Genomic DNA, 15,216 nt, shown 5'->3' with positions numbered 1-15,216 from the left:
GGGATCGAACGAAAGGCCGGCATGTCGAGCCGGCTGAGCAATCACAGACACTATACCTTTTCTGTTGTAGCGGCAATGTCTCGGGACGGTTCGGACTTCCGCCCGGTCTGCTCGGCTCAAAGAGCAGATACTGCTCCTGGACCGAGCCCGCCTTACGCCATCACCACCGGCGTCTCCTCGCCGAGCCCGTAGACGCGCTGGGCTTTCGAAAATCCCGCGATCGGAAAATCGCCGAGCGCGCGCCAGTCGTGACGGCAGACATTGGCAAAGCCTTCCGAGGCGACGATGGTGCGGCCGAGCCGGCCGGCGATCTTCTCCAGCCGCGCGGCGAGATTGACGGCGGGGCCGATGCAGGTGAAGTCGAGGCGGTTGCCGCCGCCGATATTGCCGTAAAGGATGTTGCCGACGTGGAGCGCGACACCGAAGCGGAAGCGTTCGACGACGTCGCCGACAGGAAAGGCGAGCGCCTCGACGCTGGCGCGGGATTCGCGCGCAGCCTCCAGCACGCGGGAGCAGACGTGCGAGGCATCACCGACATATTCGTCGATCGGGAACACCGCGAGCAGCCCGTCGCCCATGAACTTCAGCACCTCGCCGCCATGGCCGCGAATCGCGGCGACCTGGCAGTCGAAATACTGGTTCAGGATCTCGACTACGGTCTCGGCCGGCAGCCGGTCCGACAGCGCGGTGAAGCCGCGCAGATCGGAGAGCCAGATCGCGGCCTGCATGGTGTCGTTGTGGCCGCGGCGGATTTGGCCGCCGAGGATGCGCGCGCCGGCGCGGTTACCCACATAGGTGTCGAGCAGCATCTCGGCGGTGCGGCGCAGGCTGATGATCTCGGCGACGCGCGCGAGCGGCGTCACGATGGAACGGATGGCCGCGATGTGGTCTTCGCTGAAGCCGCCGGGATGCCGTGTCACCCAGCTCGTCGCATGTACCGAGCCGTCGAGAAACGGCATCGGCACCGCGATATAGTCGGTCGCCCCTTCGGCTCGAATGTCGTCGAGAAATGGAAACCGCTTGCTGTCCGGATCGTCAATTCGTCCGCGGACCTCCAGGCCTTGCTCGAACACGATCCGGAGCGGGCTCCTGGCGAATTCGGGCGTCTCCAGGATCTTGAAATCGACGGTGCCGACCTCGACCTCCTCGCCCTGCCGCCAGATGAAGTTGCGGCCGAATATCTCCGGATGCAGCGTGCGGAAGAAGATGCCGAAGCGCCATAGCGGCAGGCCGGCCTCGACCAGATGCTCGCAGACCTCGGTGATCATCTCGGCCGGAGTCCTGGACGACCGCGCACCGTCGATCAGCCAGTTGGTGATGCGCTGGAGCTCGGAGCTTTGCATGGCCGCATTAGCGGATGAAGTTGTGTGGACGTCAAGCTACGCGGTAGACTGGTGCCGCGACACGAGGAGCTTCAAGCACCGTACCTCTTCCCAGCGGGGAAAGGTGAAGATCTAGCGCCCGACCTGCCCGCGGTCGCGCAAAAAGTGGTCGGCCAGCACGCAGGCCATCATGGCCTCGCCGACGGGGACCGCGCGGATGCCGACGCAGGGGTCGTGACGGCCCTTGGTGAAAATCTCGGTGTCGGCGCCCTTGCGATCGACGGTGAGACGCGGCTGGAGGATCGACGAGGTCGGCTTCACGGCGAAGCGCACCACCACCGGCTGTCCCGTCGAGATGCCGCCCAAAATACCCCCGGCATGGTTGGAGAGAAAGCGCGTGCCGTCATTGCCGGTGCGCATCTCGTCCGCGTTTTCTTCACCGGTGAGCTCCGCCGCGCCAAAGCCGGCGCCGATCTCGACACCCTTGACGGCGTTGATGGTCATCATCGCGCCGGCGAGATCGGAATCGAGCTTGGCGTAGATCGGCGCACCTAAGCCGGCCGGCACGCCCTCGGCGACGATCTCGAGCACCGCGCCGATCGAGGAGCCGCTCTTGCGGATGCCGTCGAGATAGGTCTCGAAGAACGCGGCCTTGTCCTTGTCCGGACAGAAGAACGGATTTCTGCCGACCTCGTCCCAGTCCCACTTGTCGCGGTCGATCTTGTGCGGGCCGATCTGCACCAGCGCGCCGCGCACCTTCACATCGGGGAGCACCTTTCGCGCGATCGCGCCGGCGGCAACCCGCATCGCGGTCTCGCGCGCCGAGGAGCGGCCGCCGCCGCGGTAGTCGCGCAGGCCGTATTTCGCCTCATAGGTGAAGTCGGCATGGCCAGGACGAAACTTGTCCTTGATCTCGGAATAGTCCTTCGAGCGCTGGTCGGTGTTCTCGATCAGGAGCCCGATCGGGGTGCCGGTCGTCACCTGCACGCCGGTCTCCGGATGCGCCATCACGCCGGACAGGATTTTCACCTGGTCCGGCTCCTGGCGCTGGGTGGTGAAGCGCGACTGGCCGGGCCGGCGACGGTCGAGATCCTTTTGGATATCGGCCTCGGTCAACGGGATCATCGGCGGGCAGCCGTCGACCACACAGCCGATCGCCACCCCATGGCTCTCGCCAAAGGTGGTGACGCGGAACATGTGGCCGAAGGTGTTGAAGGACATGCTTGGCTGTCGCCTGACGTTGACGATTTACATCGCGTGGTAGCGCGCAAGACAGGAACGGTCAAACGCTGTTCCCGTCATTCCGGGATGGTCCGAAGGACCAGACCCATCTCGACATTCCGGGTGCGGTGCTGCGCGCCGCCCCGGAATGACGGTTGGGTGAGATTAACTAAACTTCTCCAGCCGCCCCTCGCGGAACACGTAGACGGCGCCCTGTTCGATATAGAGGTCGGCGGCGCTGGCTGGGGTCTCCAGCCCCAAGGCCACCATCAGGGCCCGGCAGGTGCCGCCATGGGCAACCGCGACGGTGTCGACCAGGATGGACTCGTACCAGTCGAGCATGCGCAGCTGCACCGCCGCATAGGTCTCGCCGCCGCTCGGGGCCACCGTCCACTTGTCGGCGAGGCGCCTTGCGTAGACCTCAGGGTCGGCCGCTTCGCTCTCGACGAGCGTCAGCCCTTCCCAGCTGCCGTAGCCGATCTCGCGCAGGCGATCGTCGAGCGAATAGTCGGCAGGGGGGAGTTCGAGCTTGCCGCGCACGAGTTCCATGGTCTGGCGAGCCCGGCCGAGCGGGCTCGACACGTAGGGCAGCGCCGCGCGGTCCTGGCCGTCACGCTCGAACAGATCCGCCAGCACGCCGGCGGCGTGCACGGCCTGACCGCGGCCGCGCGCGTTCAGCGGGACGTCCCTGGTGCCCTGGAGCCGTCCGAGCGCATTCCACTCGGTCTCGCCGTGGCGAAGGAAGTAGATCGTGGGCACGGGCATTGCAATTGCAGCTGAAGATCAGTTCTCTTGTTTGAGCATGATCTCCGCGCAAACGCGTTCCGCGTTTGTCGCGAGGGAAAACCGGTTGCCACTTGTCCGGATCATGCTCTAGCCACCCAGCGAAATGTCCGGCGCGTCCGGACGCTTCATGCCGAGCACGTGATACCCGGAATCGACGTGATGCACCTCGCCGGTGACGCCGCGCGACAGATCGGAGAGGAAATACAGCGCGCTGCCGCCGACGTCCTCGGTCGACACGTTGCGCCGCATCGGCGCGTTGTACTCGTTCCACTTCAGGATATAGCGGAAGTCGCCGATGCCGGACGCGGCGAGCGTCTTGATCGGACCTGCCGAGATCGCATTGACGCGGATGTTCTTCTCGCCGAGATCGGCAGCGAGATAGCGCACGCTGGCTTCCAGCGCGGCCTTGGCCACGCCCATCACGTTGTAATGCGGCATCCACTTCTCGGCGCCGTAATAAGACAGCGTGATCAGCGAGCCGCCGTCCGTCATCAGCTTCTCGGCGCGCTGCGCCACCGCCGTGAACGAATAGCAGGAGATCAGCATCGACTTCGAGAAATTCTCCTGTGTGGTGTCGACATAGCGGCCGTCGAGCTGCTCGCCATAGGCGATCGCGTGCACCAGGAAGTCGATCTTGCCCCACTTCTCCTTCAGCACTGCGAACGACGCGTCGATGGTCGCAGCGTCGGTGACGTCGCAATGGCCGAGCACGAGGCCGCCGATCTCGGCAGCGAGCGGCTCGACACGCTTCTTCAGCGCATCGCCCTGAAAAGTGAAGGCGAGCTCGGCGCCGGCGGCGTGGCATGCCTTGGCAATGCCCCAGGCGATCGAGCGGTTGTTGGCGACGCCGAGGATCACTCCGCGCTTGCCTTGCATCAGACCTGAATTCTGCGCCATTTCTTCACGTCCCATCGAGCGGGTTGACGTCTGGAGGTACACCACCCCTCCCCTGCGGTACAGCCCTAATACGCGGCGTTAACGCTGTTTCGAGCGCCGGAATAGCCGTTCCGTTCGGGTGTTATGATGATCGAGGCGCTCGCGCCGATCGTTAGGAACGTCAAGACGGCAATGAGTGCGTTTCGCCAGAGTGTGGAAGCTATGATCCCGGCGTTGCGCCGCTACGCTCGCGCGCTGACGCGCGATGCGGATGCGGCCGACGATCTGGTGCAGGACACCTTGGTGCGGGCGCTGCGTTCGGAGCGCCTGTTTCTCGGAGGCGATGTCAGGAGCTGGCTCTACACGATCCTGACCAACCTGAACAAGAACCGGCGGCGCTCGCTGGCAAGGCGGCCGCAATTCATGCAACTGACGGAGAACAACCCCGACGCCAGCGGGACCGAAGCCGAAGGACGCGACATCGAGAAGGCGCTGGCGACGCTGGTCGAGGAGCAACGCTCTGTGCTGCTCCTGGTGATGCTGGAGGGCATGAGCTACCGCGAGGTTGCCGACATCCAGGGCGTGCCGATCGGCACCGTGATGTCGCGCCTGGCGCGTGCCCGCGCCCACGTCAAAGCCTCACTGGACGGCGAGCGCCCGGCGCTCAGGCGGGTGAAATGATGGCAGGATCGATGCATAGCGTTTTGTCCCGCCTGCCGATGAGGCGAGCAACGTCGAATCACGAAGAACATTTTGGGTCGCAGAGCCAGAGACGAACGATATGAACGACCGCAATATTCCAGTGACCGAGGACGAACTGCACGCCTATGTCGACGGCGAATTGCCGACCGAGCGCCGTGCCGATGTCGAGGCCTGGCTCGCCGCCCACCCTGAAGATGCCGAGCGCGTGCAATCCTGGCGCGCCATGGCCGAGATGCTGCACGCCCGCTACGACGCCGTCGCCCTGGAGCCGGTGCCGGCGCGGCTGGAGCTCGAGCGCCTGGAGCGCCGGCCGCGGCAATGGCTGTATGGCGCCGCAGCGGCTGTGCTGGTCGCTTTCGTCGCCGGCGGCTCCGCCGGCTGGCTCGCCCACGGCGCCGCCAACGCCCCCTCGGCCTTCCAGAGCTTCACGGCGGATGCGCTCGGCGCCCACCGCCTCTATGTCGTCGAGGTCCGGCATCCGGTCGAGGTCGGCGGCAATGAGCGCGACCACCTTCAGGCCTGGCTGACCAGGCGCTGCGGCTGGACTGTGTTCGCGCCGAACCTGGAGGCGAGCGGGCTGAAGCTCGTGGGTGGCCGGCTCCTGCCGGGGCCGAACGGTCCGGCCTCGTTCCTGATGTATGAGGGCGCCTCGGGCGAGCGCTACACGATCTACAGCGCCAAGACCGAAAATGGTGCGACGCAGATGCGCTACGCCAAGACGGACAAGGACGGGGCGCTGTTCTGGGCCGAGCGCGGTGTCGGCTATGTCGTCAGCGGCGGCGCCGACCGCGACCGGCTGACCAAGGTGGCGCAAGCCGTTTACGACCAGGCAGAGAAAAGCGGCGGCTGAACAACCGCACGAGGGCAGTGCCCAGATTCCGTCATCGAAAATTTCGAATCAAGACATGTGTGCGTCTCATTATCGCACCGGGTGATCACGCGATTATGAGTGGCGTTCGATCCGCCGATCGACGCGGGCGGCCTCGATTGGGGTTTTTGGTACCGCGCTGGTCCCCCTCTCGAGGCCGCACCTTTTTATCGGCCGCCCCGCCGGACAGCCGACACGTCTCAGACGTCTGCGTCGAAGCGCGGCCCGCGCTTCAGGCGTATGTTGAGCATCATCCTGTGGGGAAGAGAATGCTCCGATCGTCGACACGGTCTCGGACAGTGCCCTATGTCTTTTTGGCATGATCTTTCGGAGAACCGCTACGCACTTTTCCGAATCATGCCCTAACCGAGCCCGCTACGCGGATTGTAGCGATGTTGGTCCCGCCACTTCTCCATCAATGCCTCAAGCTCGGCGTCGTTCCCGTCCGGTAGCATAATCCTGACGGTGACAAAGAGGTCCCCGGTTCCGCCGGCCTTCGGCAGGCCCTTGCCCTTGAGGCGGAAGGTCCGGCCGCTGGAGGTGTTTTTCGGGACAGACAGCTCCACGGCATTGCCGAGGGTGGGTACGCGGACCTTGCCGCCAAGCACCGCCTCATAGAGCGTGACCGGCAGGTCGATCCGCAGGTCCGCGCCCTCGACCTTGAAGTACGGATGCGGCGCGATGTTGATGGTGAGCAGCAGGTCGCCGGGTGGATGGCCCTGGGCGCTCTCGCCCTGGCCGCGCAGCCGGATCTGCTGGCCCTCGGTGACGCCGGCGGGAATCTTGACGTTGAGCTCCTTGCCGTTCGGCAGGCGGACCCGCTTCTCGCCGCCCTTGACCGCCTCTTCCAGCGAGACGGACATGGCGACATTCACGTCGAGATCGAGCCCGATCCCGCCGGTGTCGAACTCGAACTGGGCGCCGCCGCCGGCTCCGGGCCGCGCGCCGCGCATCCCGCCGCCGAACATGCTGTTGAGGATGTCCTCGAACGCACCGCCGCCCGGGCCGGCACCCGCACCGCCGCTTCGGAACGTATAGCTTTCGAAGCCGCCGGGGCCGGCGCGGCCGCGGGGGCCGCCGCCCGGAAAGCCCTGGAAGCGCGGCTTGCCCTCGGCGTCGATCTCGCCGCGGTCGAACTGTTTGCGCTTATCCTCGTCGCCGAGGATCTCGTTGGCCGAGTTGATCTCGGCAAAGCGCTCGGCGGCCCTGGGATCGCCTTTGTTGTTGTCGGGATGGTGCTTCTTGGCAAGCTTGCGATAGGCGCTCTTGATCGCGGCAGCGTTGGCGCTCCGCGGCACCCCCAAGACCTCATAGGGGTCGCGCATCCGTCACGTCTCCTTCAAGCATTCGAATTTGTTCAAAGGGCTCCCCACCCCACCTCGATCCATGTGGGGGCGGAGTGGCATTTTTGCAACTAGTCGGGTGAAGCGGACCGCTTCGATTCGAGCACGATCTTATCGGAAAACCCGTTCACACTCCTTGCGCACCGCCCTTCCGGGTCTGGATCCTGCTCAGCTCCGCCATGGCTTTAGCGTATGAATCTCCCAACGGCCATGGCTGCTTTGGCAGCCGGCGCCCTGGAGCCAGCTTTCGGTGCTGCCGTTGACATAGCTTGCCAGGAAATCGCGGCACTTGCGGCCGTCCTCGGCGGCATAGGACTGCGCGATCGGCGTCACCGAGCCGCGCGCCCCCGTCTCCGGGTTCTCCCAATGCTGGCTCGAATCCTTGTCGCCCTTGCTGAGGACATCGGAGGCGGCATTGCGCGCGAAAGCGAGATCGGTCTCGGTCGGCGGGACATCCTTCCGCGCGATCGAACCGGTGAGGTCGCTATCGTCGGCTTTGGCATACGCGGTCTTGTCATTGCGGGAGAAGCTGCAGCCGCCCGCGCCAAGCCCGATCAGGACGATCGTCAGGACGAGGCCCGACGGGCGGATCGCCGATAGGCCAACGCGTCCCCATGCCCTATATAGGGTGGGAGCGGACAACAGCGCGTTTTGGGCCGCGGGACGCAACTCGGACTCCGGACATGACCGACACGACCTCGATGAAACACCAGACACCCTTAACATCCGGTGATTTCACCGCCGCAGACGAACCCTTCGCGCTGTTCGAGGCCTGGCTTAACGAGGCGATCAAGAGCGAGCCGAACGATCCGAACGCCATGGCGCTCGCGACCGTCGATCCCGACGGACTGCCCGACGTGCGCATGGTGCTGATGAAGGGCTTCGATACCGAGGGTTTTGTCTTCTACAGCCACATCGCAAGCCAGAAGGGCCGCGAACTCGCCGCAAATCCTAAGGCCGCTTTACTTTTTCACTGGAAGTCGCTCCGCCGTCAGGTCCGCATCCGCGGCAACGTGACGCCGGTGACCGACGCCGAAGCCGACGCCTATTTCGCGACCCGGCCGAAGCAGGCGCAGATCGGCGCCTGGGCCAGCAAGCAGTCCGAGGCACTGGAGAGCCGCTTCGCGTTCGAACAGGCGATCGCGAAAGTTGCGGCCAGGTACGTCATCGGCGAAGTGCCGCGGCCGCCCGGCTGGAGCGGCTGGCGCATCACGCCGCTGCGCATCGAGTTCTGGCACGACCGCCCATTCCGCCTGCACGACCGCATCGAATTTCGCCGTGACGCGGCCGGCCAGCCATGGTCCAAGACGCGGATGTACCCCTGAGCTCGGGCCGACCTGAAAGATGTCCATGCCGCATTCGTCCAACGCGCCGCGCCGCACGCTGCTCCTGACCGGAGCGAGCCGCGGCATCGGCCATGCCACCGTGATCCGATTCTCCTCGGCGGGCTGGCGCGTCATCACCTGCTCGCGGCATCCTTTCCCCGAGGACTGCCCCTGGGATGCGGGCCCCGAGGATCACATCCAGGTCGACCTCGGCAATCCTGAAGACACCGCGCGCGCCATCACCGAGATCCGCAATCGTCTCGAGGGCGGCACGCTGCATGCGCTGGTCAACAACGCCGCGATCTCGCCCAAGGGCGCCGGCGGCGCACGGCTCGGCTCGGTCGACACCGATCTCAACACCTGGACCCACGTCTTCAACGTCAACTTCTTCGCGCCGATCATGATGGCGCGCGGGCTGATCGCGGAGTTGAAGGCGGCCAAGGGCTCGGTGGTGAACGTCACCTCGATCGCGGGCTCGCGCGTGCATCCCTTTGCGGGCGCTGCCTACGCCACCTCGAAGGCCGCGCTCGCCGCGCTGACGCGCGAGATGGCCTCCGATTTCGGCCGCGTCGGCGTGCGCGTTAACGCCATCGCGCCGGGCGAGATCGACACCTCGATCCTGTCGCCGGGGACCGAAAAGATCGTCGACCAGCAGATCCCGATGCGCCGGCTCGGAACGCCCGACGAGGTCGCCAAGATCATCTATGTGCTGTGCACGGACACCTCGTCCTACGTCAACGGCGCCGAGATCCACATCAACGGCGGCCAGCACGTTTAGGCCAAGACGGCGGAAGCATGGTCCCGTTCGCGAGGACAGCGTTCACTCTACGAGCATTTGCGGCCCCCTTACCCGAGCGAATTCTTCCGCAGCGTCGCGCACAAGCTAGGCGTCACCCGGCAGAGCAGCCTGATTGATCTCGGCACCGGACCGGCCTGCTGGCGCTCGGCTTCAAGCGCATCCTCACCTACTCGTCGTCCTCGCCTGAAGCATTGGGCGACCATGTCGAGGCGGCGCTGCGCGATGTCGAGAACCATCTCGTCTCGTTCCACCGTGACGGCGCCATCGCCGAGACTATCGTCTCGACCGCGCAGATCGTGATACGCTAAAGCATGATCCGGAAAAGTGCGCAGCGGTTTTCCGAAAAGATCGTGCGCAAACAACAAGCTAAAGCGCGATGACGATTCATCCTGATCTCATCGCGCTTTTTGGTGAAAGACGGAAGCAGGCGATCCAGACAACGCCGCCGCAAGACCTGGATCGCCCTTACCTTCCGTCCCTCAATCGAGTCGAATCCGACGTGACCTCTCGCGCGGCCGCGGAGCGGCCGTGCTGAACGCAGTCGAGCAGTCGTCGTCGTTCTCGCCGTCGAGCAGCGGAGCACCACAGTGCCGGCACATGCGTGCCGACATCGACGAGGCCTTGCCGCTCGCCACGGCCTGACGATAGTTCGCCAGATCGATAACGTTGCGGGGCGACGTTATGTGTTTTTCAACCATGGCTGTTCCTCGCGGCTATGCACTGCTTATCGCAGACAAGTTTCGCGCAAACGTTCAGCCCACCGCTCAAATTTTACCGGAGGAATTGGGGCGGAGCGCACACGTCACGGCGCGGCCGCAATCCCGCTCTATTCTGCGACACGATGCACCGCGTCTCAGCGACCGGCGTAAGATATCGGTAGGTATCTTTGCCTGACGACGCTGAACCACTACGAACGTCAAGCTGACGTTTCGAGCCTGATCTCAGCGCAAGCGCGTTCCGGATCGTGCTTCACAGCCACTTCTTGAACTTGAAGATCCAGTACGGGACGATGGCGGCGACCAGCATCATCACGAGCGCCATCGGATAGCCGTGGACCCATTCGAGCTCCGGCATCACCTTGAAGTTCATGCCGTAGATCGAGGCGATCAGCGTCGGCGGCATCAGGACAACAGCCATGACCGAAAACAGCTTGATGATGTTGTTCTGCTCGAGATTGACGACGCCGAGCATGGCGTCGAGCACGAACGTGATCTTGTTGGAGAGATAGGAGGCGTGGTCGGTCAGTGACGCCACGTCGCGCTGCATGGTCTTGAGCTGCTCGCGCATGTCCTTGGACCATTTCACGCCCTCGACCACCGCGGAGAGGAAGGTGACGACGCGGCCGATCGAGACCAGGCTCTCGCGAACCTTCGAGGTCAGATCGCCCTTGCGGCCGATCGAGATCAGGATCTGGGAATATTGCTTGGCGTGGCCGTGGCGCTCGCTCTCGGGCTCGAAGATGTCGTGCGAGACCTGGTCGATCTCGGCACCGCAGCGCTCCAAAATGTCGGCGCAACGGTCGATCACGGCGTCCAGCAGCTCCATCAGCACCATCTCGCCGGTGATGGAAGGCGTGCAGGAGCGGGCGAGCTTGGCCTCAACCAGCGCGAACGGCTTGGGCAGATCGTAACGCACCGTCACCAGGCGGTGGTCGCCGAGGATGAAGGTCACGGCCGTAGTCCGGGGCATGTCCGTGTCGGAGTGGCACATCAGCGTCGCCGTCATGTAGCGCGCGCTGTTCTCGATATAGAGGCGGCTGGAGATCTCGATCTCCTGCATGTCTTCCCGGGTCGGGATGGCGATGCCCGCGAGCCGCTCGACCGCCTTGTCCTCGGCCGCGGTCGGATTGACGAGGTCGATCCAGACCGCGCTCTCCGGCAGCGCCGAGAGATCCTCGACGACCGCCTTCTTCAGGGCACCCTCGGAGGGAACGAAAACAGAAAACATGCACCAACTCCAGCAGGGGCCTGCGACAGAATGACTGCCCTTAGCGCGATTCTGACAAGTTCATGATGACAAGCACATTAATGGAGCGTTTGCATTTGTGGCGGCGCCGTGACCCACCCGTGGCGCGGAATCGACAGTTCGGCGTCTCCCGCCCCAGAACGAGCCCAGGATCGCAAAAATTGCGGCAAAAAAGCCACAGCTTGGGTCTCGCAGCGCGGGAAAACGGCCGAAACGCTGGAATTGTGGCAGATTTCTACGATAATGGGCGCAACGGAATCGTGGTCTTGAGCTTGGCTCAAGCCCCACGAAGGCTTGCTGTTGTCGATTGGAACCAAATCATGTCGTCGCTGAAAGTTACGCTGGGTATTTTGGCTGCGGGCCTGATGCTGTCGGGCTGCATGCAGGCCACACATTTTGAGGCGACCGACACCAAGGCCTTCAAGCCGAAGGACAAGGAACTTCTCGCCAAGGTCCGGTACGAGAACACCCCGGTCGCTGAGCCGTTCCGCCGCGCCATCGTCGACTACCACCGCAAGGAATCGCCGGGCTCGATCGTGGTCGATTCCGACAATCACTACCTCTATTACGTGCTCGAGGGCGGCAAGGCGATCCGCTACGGCATCACCGTCGGCGAAGAGGCCATGGCCTGGTCCGGCATCGCCAAGGTCGGCAGCATGACCGAATGGCCGGCCTGGCATCCGACCCCGGGTGAGATTTCGCGCCTTGGCGTTCCGACCTATGTCGCGCCGGGTCCGGACAATCCGATGGGCTCCCGCGCGATGTATCTCTACTCGGGCGGCAAGGACACGCTGTTCCGCATCCACGGCACCAACCAGCCGGAATATATCGGCGCCTCGATCTCGTCGGGCTGCATCCGCCTCACCAACGAGGACGCGATCGACCTCTACAACCGCGTGAAGGTCGGCACCATCGTCGTGGTGCTCGAGCCGAAGCACGGCGACTCGCCCTACAATTCGCGCCTCGCGCTCGGCAGCAGCCAGACCGGCCAAGCCGGCAGCTACTGATCCCTTCCTGATCTCAGACGTTCAAAAGCGCCGGTTTCACCGGCGCTTTTTTGTTGCGGGCTTGGACGCTTTCTTCTCGGGCACCGGCTTGTCCTCGTGCGGAGCGGACTTCTCCGCCGCGTGGTCATCATCGCCTTCCTTTGCTTCAGGCTTGGCCGCGACCTCGCGCGGGGGAGCTTCCTCGGGCCGTTCCGCCGGCAGCAGCGGGGCGACCTGCGGCAGGGGATCCCAGACGTTCCACTGGCAGATCCGGTAGTCGTTGCGCCGCTGCGCAAGGTCGAGATGGATATGGTCTTCGTGGTACCAGTCCGAGCCCGGGCCGAGCACGGTGGAGAACCGCGAACAGACCGACTGCAGCACGCGCTCGCGCACCTCGCGCGACACGCTGCGGTCAGTGAGGCCGATCGACTGCCCGTTGGCGAGCTTGATGGCACGGACGTCAAGCGCGTTGGCCTTGGCGTGCTCGGACAGCATTGCGCCGACCACGCGATTACGACCGCGGCACTCAAAACTGTCGAAATTGTCGAGATCGCTGATGGTCGTGCCGAGGCTCGCAGCCAGCGGCACCATGTCCTTGCGCACCCAGTCGGCAATGGCGGAGGCCATGGTGCAGCGGAGAATCGCCGCTGGCTTGACCATCACCTTGCGCTTGTCCGGCAGGACGATGGCCTCGAGCCGCACCAGATCCTCGCCGCCGCAGGCGCCGGGACCGCGGATGTCGGGGATGGAGGGCGCGATCGCGATGTCCTCGGTCAGCGCGAGGCGGCAGGCCGAGAGCTGCTTCTCGGACGGCCGCGCGGCCTCGGCCGGCTTGGGAGCATTCGGCTTGTCCGGTGACGGCTTGCCCTCCGCCTCCGGCTGGTCCTCCTCGGAGGCCTTAGGGGCCTCCTCGGGCCGCGGTCTCGGAAGCGGGATCCTGGCGGAATGGACCGTCGCGCGAGGCCGTGGTGTACCAAGGCCAAAGATATCGAGCAGCGTAGCATGTTTTCGCGCCTCCGCCCGCTCCGCCAGCACAAGCGACAGCCCGAGCGTAGCGGTAACCATTGCCACGCGGGCGGACATATAGCCGCGACAAGACCATTTGCGGCGAAAGTCCGGCACGCTAAAACTCATGACAATTCTTTGGCCCAGCGCTGAGAGCGACAACCCGCCCAGCGAATTCTCGGAGGAACGTCTGAATGCTCGGTTTGATGCAAGATTGGCCCCTGCTCTGCCACCGGATCATCGAACACGCCGCCAGGATTCATGGCAAGCAGGAGGTGGTTACCCGATCGGTCGAGGGACCGATCCATCGCACCAACTATGCCGAGATCCACAAGCGCGCGCTGAAGGTCTCGCAGATGCTGGAGCGCGACGGCATCAAGCTCGGCGACCGTGTCGCAACGATCGCCTGGAACACCTGGCGCCATCTCGAAGTCTGGTACGGCATCATGGGGATCGGCGCCATCTGCCATACCGTCAATCCCCGTCTTTTCCCCGAGCAGATCGCCTGGATCATCAACCATGCGCAGGACCGCATCGTGATGACCGACATCACCTTCGTTCCGGTCCTGGAGAAGATCGCCGACAAGCTGGAAAGCGTGGAGCGCTACATCGTGCTCACCGACAAGGAGCATATGCCGCAGACCACGCTGAAGAATGCGGTGGCCTACGAGGACTGGATCGCGCAGGCCGACGGCAAATTCAAATGGAAGGAGTTTGACGAGAACACGGCGGCCGCGATGTGCTACACCTCGGGCACCACGGGCGACCCGAAGGGCGTGCTGTACTCGCACCGCTCCAACGTGCTGCACGCGCTGATGGCCAACAATGTCGACGCGCTCGGCACCAGCGCCTCCGAGACGATGCTGCCGGTGGTGCCGCTGTTCCACGCCAACAGCTGGGGCATCGCCTTCTCCGCGCCCTCGCAAGGCACCAAGCTGGTGATGCCCGGCGCCAAGCTCGACGGTGCCTCGGTCTACGAGCTGCTCTCGACCGAGAAGGTGACGCACACCGCCGGCGTGCCCACGGTATGGCTGATGCTGCTGCAGCACATGGCCGCCAATAACCTCAAGCTGCCGGACCTCAAGATGGTGATCTGCGGCGGCTCGGCGATGCCGCGCTCGATGATCAAGGCCTTCCTCGACATGGGCTCGAACGTCCGCCACGCCTGGGGCATGACCGAGATGAGCCCGATCGGCAGCGTCGCGGCGCTGAAGCCGCCGTTCCAGAACGCGACGGGCGATGCCAAGCTCGACGTGCTCCAGATGCAGGGCTATGCGCCCTTCGGCGTGCAGATGAAGATCACCGACGATGCCGGCAAGGAGCTGCCCTGGGACGGCAAGACCTTTGGCCGCCTCAAGGTCTCCGGCCCTGCCGTCGCCAAGGCGTATTACCAGGTCGATGCCAACATCCTCGACGAGGAAGGCTTCTTCGACACTGGCGACGTCTCGACCATCGACGAGGACGGTTACATGCGGATCACCGACCGCTCCAAGGACGTGATCAAGTCCGGCGGCGAGTGGATCTCCTCGATCGACCTGGAAAACCTCGCGGTCGGCCATCCGGCCGTGGCCGAGGCCGCCGTGATCGGTGTGTTCCATCCGAAATGGGACGAACGGCCGCTCCTCATCGTTCAACTCAAGCAGGGCCAGCAGGCCACGCGCGAGGACATCCTGAAATACATGGATGGCAAGATCGCCAAATGGTGGATGCCCGATGACGTCGTCTTCGTCGACGGAATCCCGCATACGGCGACGGGCAAAATCCTGAAGACGGCGCTGCGCGACCAGTTTAAGGATTACCGCTTCCCGAACGCGGCGGCGTAGGGGCCGTAGATGCACACCGCCATTCCGGGATGGTCCGAAAGGACCAGACCCGGCATCTCCAGATTCCGGGCTCGCCCTTTGGGCGCCCCGGAATGACGGGGCCGTAACAGCCCGGTCACCCTTGAATTTGCCCGCGCGCCGTGGTCTCAACGGCTCATCGTCGCGCCAGACCGGCCGGCACAGCCCAAAACCCCG

15 protein-coding genes are annotated in these 15,216 nt (G+C 64.5%); 6 read left to right on the top strand and 9 right to left on the bottom strand.

What is annotated here, in order from left to right; translation table 11 throughout:
* Positions 1-152: 152 nt before the first annotated feature.
* From AC5V87_RS11415 to fabI, 4 genes are all read right to left on the bottom strand, one after another.
* Positions 153-1,343 carry an adenylate/guanylate cyclase domain-containing protein gene (locus tag AC5V87_RS11415; RefSeq protein ID WP_495371010.1) on the bottom strand — a complete coding sequence of 397 codons (1,191 nt, stop codon included), beginning with the start codon at positions 1,341-1,343 and terminating at the stop codon, positions 153-155.
* 111 nt (positions 1,344-1,454) lie between these two features.
* On the bottom strand, positions 1,455-2,543 hold the full coding sequence (gene aroC / locus AC5V87_RS11410) for a chorismate synthase (RefSeq protein ID WP_456839967.1): 1,089 nt from the start codon (positions 2,541-2,543) through the stop codon (positions 1,455-1,457).
* A 165-nt stretch (positions 2,544-2,708) separates the two neighbouring features.
* Complete coding sequence (locus AC5V87_RS11405) at positions 2,709-3,308, bottom strand: histidine phosphatase family protein (protein ID WP_456839968.1); 600 nt, start codon at positions 3,306-3,308, stop codon at positions 2,709-2,711.
* 108 nt (positions 3,309-3,416) lie between these two features.
* Positions 3,417-4,226, bottom strand: a complete 810-nt coding sequence (fabI, locus tag AC5V87_RS11400) for an enoyl-ACP reductase FabI (protein ID WP_495371009.1) — start codon at positions 4,224-4,226, stop codon at positions 3,417-3,419.
* Positions 4,227-4,397: 171 nt separating this feature from the next.
* Between fabI and AC5V87_RS11395 the strand changes: the two genes are divergently transcribed.
* Together AC5V87_RS11395 and AC5V87_RS11390 are read left to right on the top strand one after the other, a co-directional pair.
* Complete coding sequence (locus AC5V87_RS11395) at positions 4,398-4,886, top strand: sigma-70 family RNA polymerase sigma factor (protein ID WP_456839970.1); 489 nt, start codon at positions 4,398-4,400, stop codon at positions 4,884-4,886.
* A 100-nt stretch (positions 4,887-4,986) separates the two neighbouring features.
* Positions 4,987-5,757 carry an anti-sigma factor family protein gene (locus tag AC5V87_RS11390; protein WP_456839971.1) on the top strand — a complete coding sequence of 257 codons (771 nt, stop codon included), beginning with the start codon at positions 4,987-4,989 and terminating at the stop codon, positions 5,755-5,757.
* A gap of 380 nt (positions 5,758-6,137) precedes the next feature.
* On the opposite strand, the gene AC5V87_RS11385 is transcribed toward AC5V87_RS11390, so the two are convergent.
* Positions 6,138-7,100, bottom strand: coding sequence for a DnaJ C-terminal domain-containing protein (locus AC5V87_RS11385; protein WP_456839972.1), 963 nt, complete (start codon positions 7,098-7,100; stop codon positions 6,138-6,140).
* Between the two features lie 186 nt (positions 7,101-7,286).
* On the bottom strand, positions 7,287-7,844 hold the full coding sequence (locus AC5V87_RS11380; protein WP_456839973.1) for an RT0821/Lpp0805 family surface protein: 558 nt from the start codon (positions 7,842-7,844) through the stop codon (positions 7,287-7,289).
* Here AC5V87_RS11380 and pdxH point away from each other — a divergent pair.
* Together pdxH and AC5V87_RS11370 are read left to right on the top strand one after the other, a co-directional pair.
* Positions 7,802-8,443 (top strand): pyridoxamine 5'-phosphate oxidase, encoded by a 642-nt coding sequence (gene pdxH, locus AC5V87_RS11375; protein WP_235539765.1) that lies wholly within the window; start codon positions 7,802-7,804, stop codon positions 8,441-8,443. The two genes, AC5V87_RS11380 and pdxH, sit on opposite strands and share 43 nt — an antisense overlap.
* 25 nt (positions 8,444-8,468) lie before the next feature.
* Positions 8,469-9,221, top strand: coding sequence for an SDR family NAD(P)-dependent oxidoreductase (locus AC5V87_RS11370; RefSeq protein WP_495371008.1), 753 nt, complete (start codon positions 8,469-8,471; stop codon positions 9,219-9,221).
* 500 nt (positions 9,222-9,721) lie between these two features.
* On the opposite strand, the gene AC5V87_RS11365 is transcribed toward AC5V87_RS11370, so the two are convergent.
* Both AC5V87_RS11365 and AC5V87_RS11360 read right to left on the bottom strand, forming a co-directional pair.
* Positions 9,722-9,940 carry a hypothetical protein gene (locus tag AC5V87_RS11365; RefSeq protein WP_283081168.1) on the bottom strand — a complete coding sequence of 73 codons (219 nt, stop codon included), beginning with the start codon at positions 9,938-9,940 and terminating at the stop codon, positions 9,722-9,724.
* A gap of 271 nt (positions 9,941-10,211) precedes the next feature.
* Positions 10,212-11,189, bottom strand: coding sequence for a magnesium transporter CorA family protein (locus tag AC5V87_RS11360; protein WP_456839975.1), 978 nt, complete (start codon positions 11,187-11,189; stop codon positions 10,212-10,214).
* Positions 11,190-11,527: 338 nt separating this feature from the next.
* Here AC5V87_RS11360 and AC5V87_RS11355 point away from each other — a divergent pair, with 338 nt between their 5' ends.
* Positions 11,528-12,214 (top strand): L,D-transpeptidase, encoded by a 687-nt coding sequence (locus tag AC5V87_RS11355; protein WP_456839976.1) that lies wholly within the window; start codon positions 11,528-11,530, stop codon positions 12,212-12,214.
* Positions 12,215-12,250: 36 nt separating this feature from the next.
* Here AC5V87_RS11355 and AC5V87_RS11350 read toward each other — a convergent pair whose 3' ends face one another.
* The gene (locus AC5V87_RS11350) at positions 12,251-13,327 is read right to left on the bottom strand and encodes an extensin family protein (RefSeq protein WP_495371007.1); all 1,077 of its coding nucleotides are present in this window, start codon (positions 13,325-13,327) and stop codon (positions 12,251-12,253) included.
* 65 nt (positions 13,328-13,392) lie between these two features.
* Here AC5V87_RS11350 and AC5V87_RS11345 point away from each other — a divergent pair, with 65 nt between their 5' ends.
* Positions 13,393-15,021: a fatty-acid--CoA ligase gene (locus AC5V87_RS11345; RefSeq protein ID WP_495371006.1), complete on the top strand. Its 1,629-nt coding sequence runs from the start codon at positions 13,393-13,395 to the stop codon at positions 15,019-15,021.
* The last annotated feature ends 195 nt before the right edge of the window (positions 15,022-15,216 follow it).

Source organism: Bradyrhizobium sp. SOJA106 (assembly GCF_059448745.1).
Note: the sequence above shows the minus strand (reverse complement) of the source record. Positions and strands in the feature narration are given on the sequence as shown.